At 71.4% G+C, this 15,493-nt stretch carries 13 protein-coding genes; 1 reads left to right on the forward strand and 12 read right to left on the reverse strand.

The window, feature by feature from the left end; all coding sequences use genetic code 11:
• Window positions 1-266 precede the first annotated feature (266 nt).
• Window positions 267-1,394: a DUF6081 family protein gene (locus tag ACFYOP_RS20380; protein ID WP_356897798.1), complete on the reverse strand. Its 1,128-nt coding sequence runs from the start codon at window positions 1,392-1,394 to the stop codon at window positions 267-269.
• Window positions 1,395-1,672: 278 nt separating this feature from the next.
• Window positions 1,673-2,290: an NAD(P)H:quinone oxidoreductase gene (gene wrbA / locus ACFYOP_RS20385; RefSeq protein ID WP_356897797.1), complete on the reverse strand. Its 618-nt coding sequence runs from the start codon at window positions 2,288-2,290 to the stop codon at window positions 1,673-1,675.
• Between the two features lie 451 nt (window positions 2,291-2,741).
• Between wrbA and ACFYOP_RS20390 the strand changes: the two genes are divergently transcribed.
• Window positions 2,742-3,620 carry a shikimate dehydrogenase gene (locus ACFYOP_RS20390; RefSeq protein ID WP_356897796.1) on the forward strand — a complete coding sequence of 293 codons (879 nt, stop codon included), beginning with the start codon at window positions 2,742-2,744 and terminating at the stop codon, window positions 3,618-3,620.
• Window positions 3,621-3,886: 266 nt separating this feature from the next.
• Here the strand turns inward: ACFYOP_RS20390 and ACFYOP_RS20395 are convergent, their stop codons facing one another.
• From ACFYOP_RS20395 to trpS, 10 genes are all read right to left on the reverse strand, one after another.
• Window positions 3,887-5,086 (reverse strand): transposase, encoded by a 1,200-nt coding sequence (locus ACFYOP_RS20395; RefSeq protein ID WP_356897795.1) that lies wholly within the window; start codon window positions 5,084-5,086, stop codon window positions 3,887-3,889.
• Between the two features lie 342 nt (window positions 5,087-5,428).
• Window positions 5,429-6,532: a 3-dehydroquinate synthase family protein gene (locus tag ACFYOP_RS20400; protein ID WP_356897794.1), complete on the reverse strand. Its 1,104-nt coding sequence runs from the start codon at window positions 6,530-6,532 to the stop codon at window positions 5,429-5,431.
• Window positions 6,529-7,116, reverse strand: a complete 588-nt coding sequence (locus tag ACFYOP_RS20405) for a shikimate kinase (protein ID WP_356897793.1) — start codon at window positions 7,114-7,116, stop codon at window positions 6,529-6,531. The genes ACFYOP_RS20400 and ACFYOP_RS20405 overlap by 4 nt, the downstream gene beginning before the upstream one ends.
• Entirely contained in the window at window positions 7,100-7,432 is a 333-nt protein-coding gene (locus ACFYOP_RS20410; RefSeq protein WP_356897792.1) for a hypothetical protein, read from the reverse strand. The genes ACFYOP_RS20405 and ACFYOP_RS20410 overlap by 17 nt, the downstream gene beginning before the upstream one ends.
• 225 nt (window positions 7,433-7,657) lie before the next feature.
• A complete protein-coding gene (locus ACFYOP_RS20415; RefSeq protein ID WP_356897791.1) occupies window positions 7,658-9,541 on the reverse strand; it encodes an anthranilate synthase family protein in 1,884 nt (627 codons plus the stop codon).
• Entirely contained in the window at window positions 9,538-10,200 is a 663-nt protein-coding gene (locus ACFYOP_RS20420; RefSeq protein WP_356897790.1) for an isochorismatase family protein, read from the reverse strand. Before ACFYOP_RS20420 ends, ACFYOP_RS20415 begins: the two co-directional genes overlap by 4 nt.
• Window positions 10,201-10,235: 35 nt before the next feature.
• On the reverse strand, window positions 10,236-11,021 hold the full coding sequence (locus tag ACFYOP_RS20425) for a 2,3-dihydro-2,3-dihydroxybenzoate dehydrogenase (RefSeq protein WP_356897789.1): 786 nt from the start codon (window positions 11,019-11,021) through the stop codon (window positions 10,236-10,238).
• Window positions 11,022-11,339: 318 nt separating this feature from the next.
• Window positions 11,340-12,563, reverse strand: a complete 1,224-nt coding sequence (locus ACFYOP_RS20430; protein WP_356897788.1) for a 3-deoxy-7-phosphoheptulonate synthase — start codon at window positions 12,561-12,563, stop codon at window positions 11,340-11,342.
• A 330-nt stretch (window positions 12,564-12,893) separates the two neighbouring features.
• Window positions 12,894-13,451, reverse strand: a complete 558-nt coding sequence (locus tag ACFYOP_RS20435; protein ID WP_356897787.1) for a hypothetical protein — start codon at window positions 13,449-13,451, stop codon at window positions 12,894-12,896.
• 344 nt (window positions 13,452-13,795) lie between these two features.
• Window positions 13,796-14,794 (reverse strand): tryptophan--tRNA ligase, encoded by a 999-nt coding sequence (gene trpS, locus ACFYOP_RS20440; RefSeq protein WP_356897786.1) that lies wholly within the window; start codon window positions 14,792-14,794, stop codon window positions 13,796-13,798.
• Between the last annotated feature and the right edge of the window lie 699 nt (window positions 14,795-15,493).

A 15,493-nucleotide genomic window follows, 5' to 3' on the forward strand; every position in this document is an offset into this window, starting at 1 on the left:
ACCGCGCGGCAATTCACGGAGATGCAACGTCACGAATCCTCGCGACAGTCGCGACGTACGGGGTGCTCACGATGTGCAAGACGCCGGAATCGCCCCTGGAATCTCCCTCACTCTGCGCCGCGCCGTGGCCATGCATCAATGCGGGTAGGGCTACTTCGTCAGCTGACGTCAAGTGCCCGCGGCCGGCCGCGGACATGGAAAAGCCCCGCATTTCCTTTCCGGCGGACCGGATTCCGGCGGAAAGGAAATGCGGGGCTGAAGGTGTGTCAGTACCGGGCGCCGGTGATGCTCAGCTGCCGCACGTCCAGCCGTGCGCCCTGGCCCCAGAGCCGGTTGCCCGGCCGGCTGTCCGGGTCGACGAAGGTCTGCGGCACCGGGGCGCCGGCATCCGGGTCGTAGTACGAGGTGGTGTCGGTGAGCTTCACCAGCGCGCCGTCGGCGCGCGGACCCCCGTCCCGGTCCGTGCCCAGGTGCGGGGCGTCCGCGTCGAGCAGGACGAACATGCCGAACCCCGGGGCGAGCTGGCGCGGCGCGACCAGTTCCTCGCGTCCGCCGAGGTCGATGATGAGATGGGTGCGGTCCTTGGGCCGGAAGCCGATCTTGTCGACCTTGTACACCTCGCGGCCGTCCACCTTCCACACCACCGTGCCGGCGGACCGGTCGTAGGAGATGGCGAGGTCGTTGACCTGGCCGGGGTGGGAACGCCGCTCGACCGGGAGGGCGTAGGAGAAGGCCACGTGGTCGGCGCCGGGAGTGGGCAGCCGCTCGTAGAAGGCGTAGACCCACTCGTTGGTGACGAAGAAGTCGAAGACCATGTTCGACTCCTGGTCGATGGTGGTCATCGCGCCGGACGCCAGCCGCAGATCGTTGCGCGGGTCGGCCACCGCGTCGCCGAACGGATGCTGTCCGGTGCCGTACGTGCGGGCGCTGAAGGTGGAGTCGAAGGTCAGCACCGAGCCGGGGTCGGCGTCGAAGCCCAGCACTCCGGAGGACGCCCGGTGGTTGGCGAGGGCGTACCACTTGACGTGGTCGAGCCCGCCGTCGCCGCCGTCGGACTCCTTGCCCGTGGTGTAGGCGAACGCGGGCGCTCCGGTCCTCGGATTGGTGCCGGTGGGCACGACCCGCAGGCCCGCCGACGAGGTGGAGGCCTTTCCGTCGCCGTTCGGGAACGGACCGAGCGGCGTCAGCGCCCACTTGGCGTCGTCGCCGGTGTGGTCGAAGCCGCCGCTGAAGTCGTCCCAGGTGGTCCTGGCGCGGCTGTCGGTCGCGACGGGGTGGGCCGCGGAGACCGGGGCCGCATAGCCGAGGGACGGCGAGCCCGGGGCGGCCGGCATGAGGGCGGCGGCGAGAGCGGCCGTCAGCGCCACCGGCAGGAGGAACATGGCGCGTTTCACGAGACTGGCTCCCTGTGTCGTCGTAACGGGGGGAGGCGGAGCGCGTGCGAGTGGGGGTGAGCGTGTGGTTGTGCGGCGCCACCCCCGCGGTCACGCATCGGGCCGTGCAGCCGGGGGAGTCGGGGGGAGTCGGGTCAGGACGCGCGGCGGCGCGTCCATGGATCGTCGGCCGGACCCGGCCGGGCGGCTCCGCCGGCGCCCGGCCGGTCCGGAAACGCCCGTACCGTCGTCGTGTCGCTCATCGCGTAACCGCGGTGGACGGAGGTGACCGCGGCGGATCAGGCCGTGGCCTCGAGCCCGCGCTTCAGCGCGGTCCCGATCTCCACGGCACGGCGTGCCTGGAACGCGATCGCGGCCAGGTTCTCCGGGCCGGGGACCTCGCCGTTGTAGCCGACGTGGCTGGCGCCGTACGGGTTGCCGTTCTTGACGTCGAACTGGATCGGGTCGGCGTAGCCGGGAGCGACGATGATCGCGCCCCAGTGGTAGAAGGTGTTGTTCAGCGCCAGGAGGGTGCTCTCCTGGCCGCCGTGGGTCTGCGAGGTCGAGACGAAGGACGAGACGACCTTGTTGACCAGCTTGCCCTGGGCCCAGATGCCACCGGTGGTGTCGATGAACTGCTTGAGCTGGGCGGCCGGCAGGCCGTACCGGGTGGGCGTGCCGAAGAGGATCACATCGGCCCACTCCAGGTCGGCCAGGCTCGCGACGGCCACGTCCTTGGCGGCCTCGCGGTGGGCGGCCCAGGCCGCGTTGGAGGCGATGGCGGCCTCCGGCGCCAGCTCGGCCACCTGACGCAGCCGGACCTCGGCGCCCGCCTTCTCCGCCGACTCGGCGGCGGCCAGGGCCAGCTGGTGGACGTTACCGGTGGACGAGTAGTAAATGACGGCGACGTTCGTCACGGTGGTGCGCTCCTTGATCGGGTGTGCGGGGCGTGGACGGCTGAAGAACCGCACCGACCATCCCGCGGCGGCCGCCCGGCCCTCAAACGACGCGGGGTGATTTCGTCACGTGTGACGGCCCGTCGGGGCAGGCCGAGTGGCGCTCCCGCGGTGCCCGGCACACTGCCGCCGACCGGCCGCACGCGGCCAGAACGCGGGGCGACTTCGTCAGGACGCCCGGGCCGGGCGGGGCTCGCCTTCTGACGAAGTATCCGGCGGTGGGTGCCCCCGTCACGCATCTTCCGTCACGCTGAGTCAGATAGCGGAAGCCGGAAATCCGCGTGGCCACGCTCTCTCCCTCCCCCGGAGCGGTCGCGCACCCCTGACCCCGGGTGCATCCCGTGGCGGCCGTCCGTTGCACTCCGTGATCGTCGTCGTCTTCCCCTCGGCCGATCCGACAAGGAGCATTCATATGAGAACCGCTCTCCCCTCCCCCCGGCAGCGCACCCGTCCCGGACACCGACGGCGGCAGCACGCCGCGGTTCTGGGAACCCCCGTCGCGCACTCCCTCTCACCCGTCCTGCACCGCGCCGCGCACGCCGCCCTCGGACTGGACTGGTCCTACACGGCCCTCGAATGCGACGAGGAGCGGCTGCCCGAGCTGCTGGACTCGCTCGACGACTCCTGGGCGGGGCTGTCCCTGACCGTGCCGCTGAAGCGCGGGGTCCTGCCGCTCGTCGACGAGGTGACCCCGCTGGCGCTGGACGTCGGCGGGGCGGACACGGTCGTGCTGCGCCACGGCCGACGGTACGGCCACAACACCGACGTCCGCGGCATCGTCACGGCACTGCGCGAGGAGGGTCTGGCCGCGAGCCGGCCCGACGCGGTGATCCTCGGCGGCGGCGCCACCGCGTGCTCGGCGCTGGCGGCGCTGAAGGAGCTGGGACAGATCGAGATCCCGGTCGTCGTACGGGAAAGGATCCGCGGCGGCCAGGTGTGCGCGGCCGCGACCAGGCTCGGCGTAGCCGTGCGCTACTTCACCTTCGACGAACTGCCCGACGCGCTGAGCGGCGCGGGCCTCGTCGTCTCGACGCTGCCCGCCGGCGCGGCCGATCCGTACGCCGCGGCGATCGCGCGCGGCGGGGCCGACATCTTCGACGTCGCGTTCACGAACTGGCCGACGAGGCTCGCCAGGGCGGCCCGCTTCAGCGGCGCCCGGGCGGTCGGCGGCCACGCGATGCTGCTGCATCAGGCCGCGGCGCAGGTCGAGTTGATGACCGGCCGCTCGGACCTGCCCATGGAGGCGATGCGCCGGGCGATGACGGCGGAGCTCGACCGCCGGGCGGCGTGACGCGGCAGGCCGGCGACTCCGGCGGGGTCCACAGCCGTACCGGGCACAGCGGTCCTCCGCGCGGGGGACGCGGCGGACCCGGGGCCTGCCCGCCCCGGCCCGCCGGCGTCGCACGCCCCTCTCCGCCGCACGTCGCCCGGGACGCCTCCCGTGCCCGCAGGCGTACGGGGCGGGGAACCTCCACGGCGGGACCTTCCCTAGGGGACTCCCACGACGGGACTCCCACTACGGGACTCCCACGAGGGGCGGGACCGGCCGGGCGTGCGCTACGCCGTGCGGATCAGGCTCCGTTCGCCGCGCTCACCCTGCCGGCGCGCGGCCGAGATCGTCACGATCGCGTGCGCCACGGAGCTGAGCGTGACGTGGCGATGCCAGCCGCCGAACGTACGGCCCTCGAAGTCCCGTACGCCGACCCGGGTGCCGATCTGCCCGAAGTCGTGCTCGACCCGTTCGGTCAGCCTCCCGAGCCGCAGCAGCACGGCCGGCGGCGCGTCGGTCAGGTTGGTCAGCCACAGCTCTCCCGGCTGCCGCTCCCAGCCCGACCAGGCGCCCGCCAACTGCAGCGGCAGCCCTCCGCCCGGCCCGGGCAGGGTGACCTTGGTGCCGGTCACGAGCGCCGAGCGGTTGATCGAGCCGTGCGGGTCGATCCAGCCCACCTGGCGGGACGCCTTCTTCACCCACTCGATCAACTGCTGGGCCTGCAGCAGCCGGTCGCCGTGTCCCGTGGACAGCGTCTCGTTCGGCAGCAGCAGCGTCGTCGCGCCGATGCGCAGCACGAACGGGATGCCCTTGCGGGCGAAGTTCCGTGCGAACTCGCCCGCGTCGTGATCACGGACGTCCATCACCACGGGTCGGCAGCGCAGGCCCCAGGCGCGCAGCGGCTCCAGGGCCGTGTGGAGGGCGACGGCGCCGGGGTCGGACTCGCCCTCGCCGTCCGGTATCTCCGCGCGCTTGCGCCGCTCCTTGTCCTGCAGCCAGTCGTTGGGCAGGACAAGCCGCCAGTTGATGGGTGCGCTCTGCTCCTCGTTGGCCAGCCAGACGCTGTACGACTTCTGGCTGTTGACGACCCGGCCCAGCTGGGGGACGAAGGACTCCTCGACCCCCACCGTGTGTTCGCCCGTCTTGACGACGAACATCGGCCGCACCACCCAGGCGTGGGGCAGCAGCGTCCGGTCCAGGTGGCCGGCCAGGGCCCTGCGTACCGGCAGCCAGTCCCAGGACGACTTGCTGATGAAGTGGTGCAGCCGCTGTTCGGCCGCGCCGCCGCCGATCACCGAGGCGATCGACCGCATGGACTTGCGTCCGGGGATCGAGAGCAGCCCGGAGATGTACCACTCGCCACGCTCCCGCTGATCGCGCCGGGGCAGTGACGTGAGCATGCGCTTCGAGAACTCCGTCACGAAGTCGTCGGCGACATCGCCCCAGGCGATGTCCGGTCGTCCTTCCCTGTCCTTGGTGCCTTCCACAGGGTCCCCTTCCCCTGGATGCGACCGGTCCGCCGCTCCTTCCGGGCACGCCGGGGAGTCGATGACCTGGCCAACTCAACGACCATACCAAACCACGCAGTCGGTTTTTAACCGAAACAGGCCAACGACACTCCGTCAGGTCCCGGTGACGGATCTGTGGCATATGCAGCGGGTTGTGTGGTCCACCGGGGCGAAATCGCAGGTGCGGGCCCCAGGGAGGGTCCCTGTGGGCCCTCTCGCCAGGGGCCTGCAAACAAGGAAGACGGTCGGTTTTTTGTCAGTCGTTTTTCACCGCGTGTCTGTATCGGCCTCAACCCGTACCGGTCGTGCTGTATCCGACGGTCAGGAGCCGGTCCGGCGGTAGGCCGCGTCCAACAGCTCGGACGACGGGTCGTCGAGCACCGCGGGCCGGCCGATCCCGTCGAGGACGACGAACCGCGGCTCCGCGTCCCCGGGCCCCGTCCGCAGGGCGTCACGCAGCGCGCCCCAGGCGTCGAGCGGGTACGAGGTCGGCAGCCCGATCGCACGGAGCAGCCCGCGGTGCCGGTCCACGGCGGCGTCGTCGAGCGAGCCGGTCAGCCGGGCCAGTTCGGCGGCGAACACCATGCCGACGGCGACCGCGTGCCCCGGCCGGGCGCGATGGCGCTCCACCCGCTCGATCGCACGCCCCAGGGCGTGCCCGTACTCGAGGGACCATGCGCGCTCTTCGGCCACCGCGTCGGCCTTCACCCGTACGGCGCGCTCGATCAGCTCGGTGACCAGCGGGTCACCGGCTCGCGCCGCCCGCACCGGATCGGCGGCGACGAGATCGAGAACGGCCGGGTCCGCGACGAACCCGGCCTTGAGCACCTCGGCGAGACCCCCGAGGTGCCCTTCGTCGCCCACCGTCGCGAGCAGCGCCGGATCGCAGACCACCCCGGCCGGCGGATGGCAGGCGCCGACCAGGTTCCTGCCCTCGGGCACATTGATCCCGGTGCCGCCGCCGACGGCCGCGTCGGCCATGGCGAGCAGCGTCGTGGGCACCAGGAGCAGCGCCACCCCGCGCAGCCAGGTCGCCGCCGCGAACCCGGCGAGGTCGCAGGTCGCGCCGCCGCCGAAACCGACCACGGCGTCGGTACGGGTGATGCCCGCGGCCGCGAACCTCGACCACACACCGGCCAGCACGCCGATCTGCTTGGCCGCCTCGCCCCGCGGGATCTGCAGCACGGCGACCCGGCGGCCGGTGGCCTCCAGCGCCGCACGGACCGACCGCACCTGGCAGCTCAGGGCCTCGTCGTGGACGAGGGCGACCGTCCGCGCCGTGTCCGGGACCAGCTCCGGCAGCACGGCGGCGGCGTCCGCGCCGATCAGCACGTCGTACGGCCGCTCACCACCGGCCCGGACGCGTACGGGCCCGCGGAGCGCCTCGGTGGCGGCGGGCACGGTCGCTTCAAGGGTGACGCTCACGCGGACTCCTTCGCTCGCTGGGACTCACGTAGGGGATGTCGTACGGACCGCTGCGGGGACCGACCTGACAGCAGGGTGGCGATCCGTCCGGCGACCTCGCCGGGGCGCTCGCCGGCCGCCACGGCCACGGTGTGGCGGGCGAGCCTGCGGTAGATCGGGGTGCGTACGCCGAGAGCGGTGGCGAGCCGGCCGCGCGGATCGTCCGCGAGCAGCGGCCGGCTCGCCGCGTTCCCGACGCGTCGGAGCAACTGCTCCAGCGGTACGGCGAGATGGACGACGGTGTGCGAGCGCAGCGCCTGCTGCACGGACGTGTCCAGGACCGCCCCGCCGCCCAGCGCGACCACACCGTCGTGCCGGGCCAGCGCGCGGTGCACCGCCGCCCGTTCCAGCAGCCGGAAGTGGGCCTCGCCCGCGCCGTTCAGGATGTCGGCGATCGAGGTGCCCGAGGCCGCCTCCAGATCGGCGTCCGTGTCCCGGAAGCCGGTGCCCAGCAGAGCGGCGAGCAGCCGGCCCACCGTGGTCTTCCCCGCGCCGGGCGCGCCGATCAGCACGGCGGCCGGGCGGCTCTCAGGACGCGAAGGCAAGACCGTGTCCTGAGAGCGAGTCCAGGGTGTGCACTCCCTGGACGGTGGCCTCCACGTCGAAGGCGTGGCGGTGGCCGGGCGGAGCGCCGATGATCTCGGCGGCGCGGGTGGGGATCGGCTGGGCGGCGGCCGCCGCGGACTCCCACAGGAAGACCGCTCCCCAGCGCTGGGTCGCCTCGTCGGAGATCCACGTCTTGAGCACCAGTCCGGGCACGGCCGCGAACCGGTCCACGGCCTCGTCCCTGAGGAAGTCGCGCAGATCGGCGATGGTGCGACCGGTGCCGGCGAGTTCCCACCAGACGACTACGGCATGCATGGCTGTCCTCCTCGGCGGTGAACACCCGCCTGTGTCAGGTCTGTTGTCCGAAGATGCGCGGGAATGCGTGGGAGTGTGGGGGTGTGAGTGCGTGGGGGGTGCGGCGGCCGCGGGCGGATGTTCCGGGGAGGGGGAACACCGCGCCCGCGGCGCACCGAGAGTGCCGGTCCGGCAGCGGGGGATGGTGCCGGACCGGCAGGCCGACCGGGGCGGGGTTGCCCTGGATCAGTCGGCCGTCAGGGGGGCGAGCAGATCGCGCACGATCCGCACGCCGTCCTCGGTCAGGATCGACTCGGGATGGAACTGCACCGAGCGGAAGCCCGGTCCGCGCAGCCCGTGCACCTCACCGGTGACCGCGTCCCGGCTCACGCCGACCGGTGCGCCGACGAGCTCGGGCCGCACGGTCTCGGTGGTGCTGCGGGCGGCGAACGTGTTGTAGAAGCCGACCTGCTCGGGCCGCCCGAACAGATCGATCTTCCGCTGCACACCCTGGTTGGGCCGCTCCCTGCGCACCAGGTCGAGACCGAGGATCGTGCTGAGCACCTGATGGCTCAGACACACCGCCAGGAACGGGACGCCCCGCGCCAGCAGTTCCCGGGCCGCGCCGTGCAGATGCGCGATCTTCGGATGCCCGGTGTCGCGCGGATCACCGGGGCCGGGCCCGAGCACGACCAGGTCGCAGCCGTCGAAGGTGTACTCCTGGTCGAAGCGCCGGACCGTCACCTCCATGCCCAGCGACCGCAGCTGGTGCGCCAACATGCCGGTGAACGTGTCCTCCGCGTCGACCACCAGCACCCGCTTGCCGGCGAGTGCGGGCTCCGCACGCTGCCGCGCGCCGGGCTCCTCCAGCCAGTACGCCGAGATCGACCGGTTGCGCTGGTCCAGCGCCGCCAGCACGTCCGGGTGCCGGGAGAGCCCGGATTCGCGTCCGCCGAGCGCGGCGAGCAGCCCGGACGCCTTGGCCCGGGTCTCCGCCACCTCCGACTCCGGCCGCGAGTCCCTGACGAGGGTCGCGCCGACGCCGATGGTGACCCGGCCGGTGTCCGAGATCTCCGCGGTCCTGATCATGATCGCCGAGTCCATGGTGGTGCCGCCGTCGGCGTCCCGGCCGATGAGCGCCAGCACCCCGCTGTAGAAACCGCGGCCCTGCGGCTCGTACTTGGCGATCACCTTCGCCGCGCTCTCCAGCGGGCTGCCGGTGACGGTCGGGGCGAACAGCGTCTCCCGCAGGATCTCGCGCGGGTCGCGGGTGCTGTGCCCCTCGATGAAGTACTCGGTGTGCGCGAGCCGGGCCATCTCCTTGAGGTACGGACCCACCACCCGCCCGCCGCCGTCGCAGATGCGCGCCATCATCTTGAGCTCTTCGTCGACCACCATGTAGAGCTCGTCGGCCTCCTTGGGGTCGGCGAGGAAGGCGGTCACGCCCTCCAGCGTCGGACCGGTGGAGGGGTAGCGGTAGGTGCCGCTGATGGGGTTCATCACGGCGGTGCCGCCGTGCAGGCTCACATGCCGTTCCGGGCTGGCGCCCACGAACGTACGGTCGCCGGTGTGCACGACGAACGTCCAGTACGCGCCCCGCTCGCCCTCCAGCAGCCGCCGGAAGAAGGTCAGGGCGGTCGCCGGGGACCAGCCGGTGATGTCCGCGACGAACGACCGCCTGATGACGAAGTTGGCGCCCTCACCGGTCCCGATCTCGTCGGCGAGGATCTCCCGCACGGTCTGCGCGTACGCGGCGTCGTCGACGTCGAAGCGGCCGTCCGACACGTCGATCGGCAGGTCGGGCAGCCGGTCGAGCACCTCGCGCAGCTCCAGCGACTCCTGGTCGCGCACCGACAGGGTGATCAGCGGGGCGCCGTCGTCGGCCGCCGCGTAGCCGCGCTCGGTGATCTGCCGGTACGGCACCACGACCAGCGCCTCGTGCTCGGCGCGGCCCGTGCCGGCCATCCGGACGCCGCCGCTGGTCGGGACGTCCGCGAGGACCGCCGTCGCGACCGGTTCGCCGATGAGCACGTCGACCCGGTCCGCGCCGCCCGCCTCGGGGCGGTGCAGCAGGGCGAACGGCGGCGGGTCCGCGGCGAGGACCAGCGCCAGCGTTCCGTCGTCGGTCATCGGTCCCCCCTGCCGTCCCCGGCCTGCCCCAGCTGGGACAGCACCGTCTTGGTGGTCACGGTCATGGCGCAGCGCTGCGCCGCGTAGTCCAGAGCCATCCGGTGGTGGTCGTGCGAGAAGTCCGCGATGGCGTCGCCGACGAGGAACGGCTGGACGTCGTGCGTGAAGGCGTCCGTGACCGTCATGAGGATGCCGACGTGCGCGTACACACCGCAGACGATGAGCTGGTCCCGGCCGGAGCCGCGCAGCAGGTCGAGCAGCTCGGTACGGAAGAAGGCGCTGTAGCGCCACTTGGTGAAGACGGTGTCGCCCTCGGTGGGGACGAGTCCGTCGACGACCTTCCTGTGCTCCGGGTCCACGGTCATCCCCGGGCCCCAGAAGTCCTTCAGCAGGCCGCGCTGTTCGTCCGTCATGCCGCCCGGCTGGGCGGTGTACGTCACCGGGATGCCGAGGGCGGCGCAGCGCTCCCTCAGGGCGGTGGCGTTGCGGACCAGGTCGGTCACCGGCGACTCCCCGGCCGGGAAGGGCCGCAGGAAGTACTTCTGCATGTCGTGGATCAGCAGGACCGCGCGATGCGGGTCCACGGTCCACCGCGCGATGTTCTCGGGCATGTCCCCCTGACCGGGCATCGGGTAGGGGCTGATCGTGGGCAGAGCCATCCGGATCTTCCTCTCGGCTGTTGAGTGACGGTCGATCAGTGACCGAGCGCCGCACCGCCGTCCACGGTGAGGTCGTGCATGGTGATGTGCGCGGCACGGTCGGACAGGAGGAACAGCACCGCGTCGGCGACGTGCGAGGGCTGGGCGAGCCGGCCCATCGGGATGCCGACGCGGAAGGCGCCGGGGACGCCGTCGATCGAGGAGCGCGCCGCGCTGCCGTCGTCCCACAGGGAGGTCAGCATCGGCGTGTCGGTCGAGCCGGGCGCGACCACGTTGCAGCGGATGCCGTAGCGGGCCACCTCCAGGCCGAGGACCTTGGTGAACATGGTCGAGGCGGCCTTGGAAGCGGAGTACGCGGACATGTCCACGCGTGCCGTGCCCGCGGCGTTCGAGGCGACGGTGACGATCGCGCCGGTGCCGCGCTCGACCATGCGGTTGACCACCGCGCGGGAGACGAAGAAGACCCCGCTGGTGTTCACCGCGAACGTCGTCGCCCAGTCCTGGTCGCTGAGCGCCTTCGCCTTGCCGAGGCGGAGCACGCCGGCGCCGTTCACCAGGTACTGGATGCCGCCGAGCTGCTGCTCGACCGCCGCCACCACGGCGTCGACGTCCGCGCTGTCCGTGACGTCCGCGGGGTAGGCCTCGGCCACCTGTCCCACCGCGCGCAGTTCCTTGGCCAGTTCCTCCAGTGGCTCCACGTTCCGGTCGACCATGGCGACCGCGGTGCCATCGGCCGCCAGAGCGCGCACCACTGCTTCGCCGATGCCACCGGCGGCACCGGTGACGAGGGCGACCTTCTTTTCCGTCTTGTCGGCAATCATCGTGGTCCCAAAGCTCGGGGGATTGCGGCGGCCGGGCCGCCGGAACAGGTGATGCGGCGCGATGCCGCACCGAAATCCCGGCGAACCGCCGCCATTTGCTGCTGCGGAGTCGCAACGGGGTCTTTGTCGTGCGTCGTGCCTTTCCCGCGCCCTACGCGGGTACCGCGTCGCGTGGTGATACGTCGTGCGCCGAACGTGGATGCTCGAACGGTCGTGCCTTCAAGTCGTCGCGTTCTTCGTGCGGCGTTCTTGTGCCACCGTTCTTGTGTTCGCCGTACTTCGTGTCTGCTCTTCGTGCTGCGCCTTCGCGCCGCGGGTCTAGATCCGCCAGGCGGCGGCGACTTCCAGCGCCTGGTCCGGATTGAGCCGCGGGTCGCACAGGCTCGTGTACTTGTCACCGACCCGGTCCAGCTGCGAGGCGTCGTGGACGCACTCGGAGACCTCGTCGGGCGTGGTCTCCAGGTGCAGCCCGCCCGCCGTGCCCCCGGCCTCGGTGACGGCCTTCTGGAACTCCTCGACCTCACGGATCACCGTGGTGACGAGGCGGGTCTTGAAACCGTCGGGGGAACCGACGGTGTTGCCGTGCATCGGGTCGCAGAGCCAGATGACCGGGTGCCCGGCCTCCCGGACCGCGTGGACGAACCCGGGCAGCCGCTCGCCGACCCGGTCGGCGCCCATCCGCGAGATGAGCGTCAGCCGGCCGGGCGTACGGTCCGGGTCGAGCCGTTCGCACAGCGCGAGCAGCCCGTCGCGGTCCATCGTCGGGCCGACCTTGCACGCCACCGGATTGGCGACGGACGCGAGCAGGGCGACATGGGCGCCGTCCAGCTGCCTGGTCCGGTCACCGATCCACGGCCAGTGCGTCGAGGTGAGGACCGGCCGGCCCTCCTCGTCGCGCCGCAGCTGCGGCAGCTCGTAGTCGAGCACCAGCGCCTCGTGGCTCGTCCACACCGGCGCGTCGACCGGCGAGAGCGAACGCACCGACCGCGACCGCAGGGCGTCCATCGCCGTCGCCGCCGCGTCGTGCCCGGACAGCAGCCGGCGCGGATCGGGCCTGCGCAGCTCCGGGTCGGCCTCGGGCGCGTTGACCAGGTGGCCGCGGTAGACCGGCAGTTCGACACCCCCGACGACCTCCGTGGAGCTGGAGCGCGGCTTGCCGAACTGGCCCGCCATCCGCCCCACCTGGACCGCCGGCCGCAGCGAGTGCAGCGCCATCATCCCGGCGAGGGCGTCGAGCAGCGCGGTCTTGCGTATGACGTGTTCGGGCTGGCACTCGAGAGGGTCCTCGGCGCAGTCGCCCGCCTGGACCACGTGAAGCAGACCCTCGGCCACCTCTGCCAGGAGATAGCCGAGGGTGCGTATCTCCTCGGCCGCGACCAGCGGGGGCCGCCGGGCCAGTTCGGCCGTCGCCTCCGCGAGGGCCTCGGCGTCCTCCCATTCGGGCTGCTGCAGAGCCGGCAGCTTCCGCCAGCGCTGCCATTCGCTGTCAGGAAGTGCTTCTCCGAATACGGCCGGCCTTGCCGAGATCGTATTGCTCGTCACCCAGGACCTCCCTCGTGAGAATTCTCCATCGGTTCCTGCCACCGGTGAATCGATTCCCAACCCACCCTGGATTTCCGAGAATCGAACCCAACTCGAGTCTGGGCGCGGGAATTAGGAGGGTCAAAGCGGGCCCCGGAACTTCGTCACATGATGCGAACGCCACATTCATCAGACAAAGTCGTCCCGCTTTTCCATCAGGTGCCGGTGAATCCCGGAAAGTATCCGGGCGACCCCGTCAGGTCGACCGCGCATAAAAAAGCCGCCCGTCCGTTTTCCGGAAAAGGAAAGGACGAGCGGTCTTTTTTGTGGGCGGGCGCCGCGGTTGCCCGGTCAGCCGACCGGCACGGTGCTGCGGCGGCGGCGCAGCGCGCCCTGGCCGAGGGTGACCCGGTCGGACGGCAGCACCAGCAGCATCCGGTCGGTGACGTGACCTGTGAGCGTCACTCCGGTCCGCTCCAGCTCCAGCACCGGTACCGGCTCGCCGGCGCGGAGGCCGAAGCGCGCGCGCTCCTGGGCGTACGGCATCCGGCAGCGCAGATCGTCGACGAGCTGAAGCGGCTGGTCCCAGCGGCGCAGCGGCCACAGGGCCGGGTCGTGCGGCGCCGTCGCCGCCTGCGGAAGCCAGATCCGCGCGGTGCACAGCAGGGTGGAGCCGGGGCCCCGGCCGAGCCGGTAGGCGAGGGAGAGCCGCAGCCCGAGCCGCGCGGCGGCCGCGGCTTCCTCCTCGTCGCCGGCGGCCCAGTCGGGCGCCGTGCCGACCTCGCCGTCCAGCGCCTCGACGGACACGTCGTACCCGGTGGACTCCAGCGCCTGGGCCACCGGGTCCGTCCGTACGGCTCGGATCCACGCCGCCTCGTTCAGCGGCAGCCGGACCGTGTTGTCTTCCATCCGCATCATGTTCTTCTTCCCCGTGGACGCCCGACCGTTGCCGGACGCGCCGGGGTCCGGCCGCCCTGGCGGGAGACCGGACCCCGAGGCCACAATCGGTGACGAACCTTCAACATACTGTGGGCGGCGGCGCGTTGGTGAGGTGGGACCGGCGCAGGAGCCGGACCGGGACCGTCCGCCCACGGAATCGGCGGCACATCGGCGGTACTGCGTGCGCAGTGACTCTGCACGGGACCGCCGGGCCGGCGCCACGCCCACCGGCCGACCTTGTCATATGCCCTGACTGCCCGGTCGCTGCCCGGGGGACCGACCGCGCCCGCGCCGCCGGTCCCAAAGTGCGTTCCTCACCCCGCCGGCAGCAGTCCGATCGCCCGGTACGCGGCGTCCACCGTCGGACGGGCCATCCCCCTGGCCCGCTCGGCCCCCTTCTTCAGGACCTCGTCGACGTGTCCCGGATCGGCCGCGAGCTCGGCGTGCCGTTCCCTGATGGGACGCAGCAGTTCGAGGACCGCCTCGGCCGTGTCCTTCTTGAGGGCGCCATAAGAGGTGTAGGCACCGGCCAGCTCCTTGGGCTCCTCTTGCGTGCAGGCCGCCAGGATCTCCAGCAGATTGGCGACGCCGGGACGGGACGACGGGTCGTACTCGACATCCGGTTCGGTGTCCGTGACCGCCCGCATGATCTTCTTGCGGACCACATCGGCCTCGTCGAGCAGATAGATGATCCCGACCCCGGAGTCGTGGGACTTCCCCATCTTCGACGTGGGGTCCTGGAGATCCATGACGCGGGCCGCCACCGGCGGACGCGTGGCACGAGGCACGGTGAACGTGTGCCCGTAGCGCTGGTTGAACCGCAGGGCCAGATCGCGTGTCAGCTCCACATGCTGGGTCTGGTCCTCGCCCACCGGCACCTCGTCGGCGCCGTAGGCCAGGATGTCCGCCGCCATGAGCGCCGGGTACGTCAGCAGAGACAGCCGCACGCTCTGTCCGGCGGCGCGCGCCCGGACGCTCTTCTCCTTGTACTGGATCATGCGCCGCATCTCGCCGTCGGTCGCCGTGCATTCGAGGAGGTACGACAGCCGGGCGTGCTCGTCCACATGGCTCTGGACGAAGATCGTGCACAGTTCGGGGTCCAGTCCGGCCGCGAGCATCATCGTCGCCGCCTGCCGACTGAGTCTGCGTACCCGGGCGGGATCGTGCTCGACGGTGAGCGCGTGCAGGTCGACGACGCTGAACAGTGCGTCCGCCCGGTGCTGGTCGGTCTCGACCCATCCGCGCAGGGCCCCGAGGTGGTTCCCGAGGGTCAGATGCCCCGTCGGCTTGATCCCGCTGAAGATCCGCTTCATTCCGTACTCCGTCTCCTGATCGGAGCCGCCGCGCCCAGCGGCCGGACCCCCTGAGGAGGGAGAGACGAGAACGGCCGCCGAGGCGGCGGCCGTGAGTGCATGCGCAGGTGCCGGCCGCCGTCAGGCGGCCCACCACTGAAGAAGGCACATGCGCGATGTCATGCCGCACAGGCTACCGCTCAGGGGCAGGCCAGGGGCAGGTTGACACCAGGAACCGGCATCCGTAGTGTTCTCCGGGTTGCCCGACGTGAGCACCGACTCCGGTCGGCCCCGGGCAGCCACTTCGCAAGACCACTTCGAGACGAGCGACATTCCGTGTCGCTTGTCTTTCGTGCACTTTTGCGAAATGAAGAATCAGCGTTCGAAAGGACGCCGGCCCCGATTAGCGTCGCGGCCGACGATTCGCTAAAGTCTCACTCGTCGGAACGGCCCAACGGCCGCGAAGACAACTCCCGCTGACTGGGAGTCAGGCCCGGAAAGAGTCTGATAGAGTCGGAACCGCCGGAAGGCCGAAAGGCCGGAAAGCACCGAGGAAATCGGACACGAAAGAGTCTGATAGAGTCGGAAACGCAAGACCGAAGGGAAGCGCCCGGAGGAAAGCCCGCAGGGAGACCTGAGGGTGAGTACAAAGGAAGCGTCCGTTCCTTGAGAACTCAACAGTGTGCCAAAAATCAACGCCAGATATGTTGATACCCCGTC

It is taken from the genome of Streptomyces sp. NPDC006294 (assembly GCF_042870895.1).
Lineage (GTDB): Bacteria > Actinomycetota > Actinomycetes > Streptomycetales > Streptomycetaceae > Streptomyces.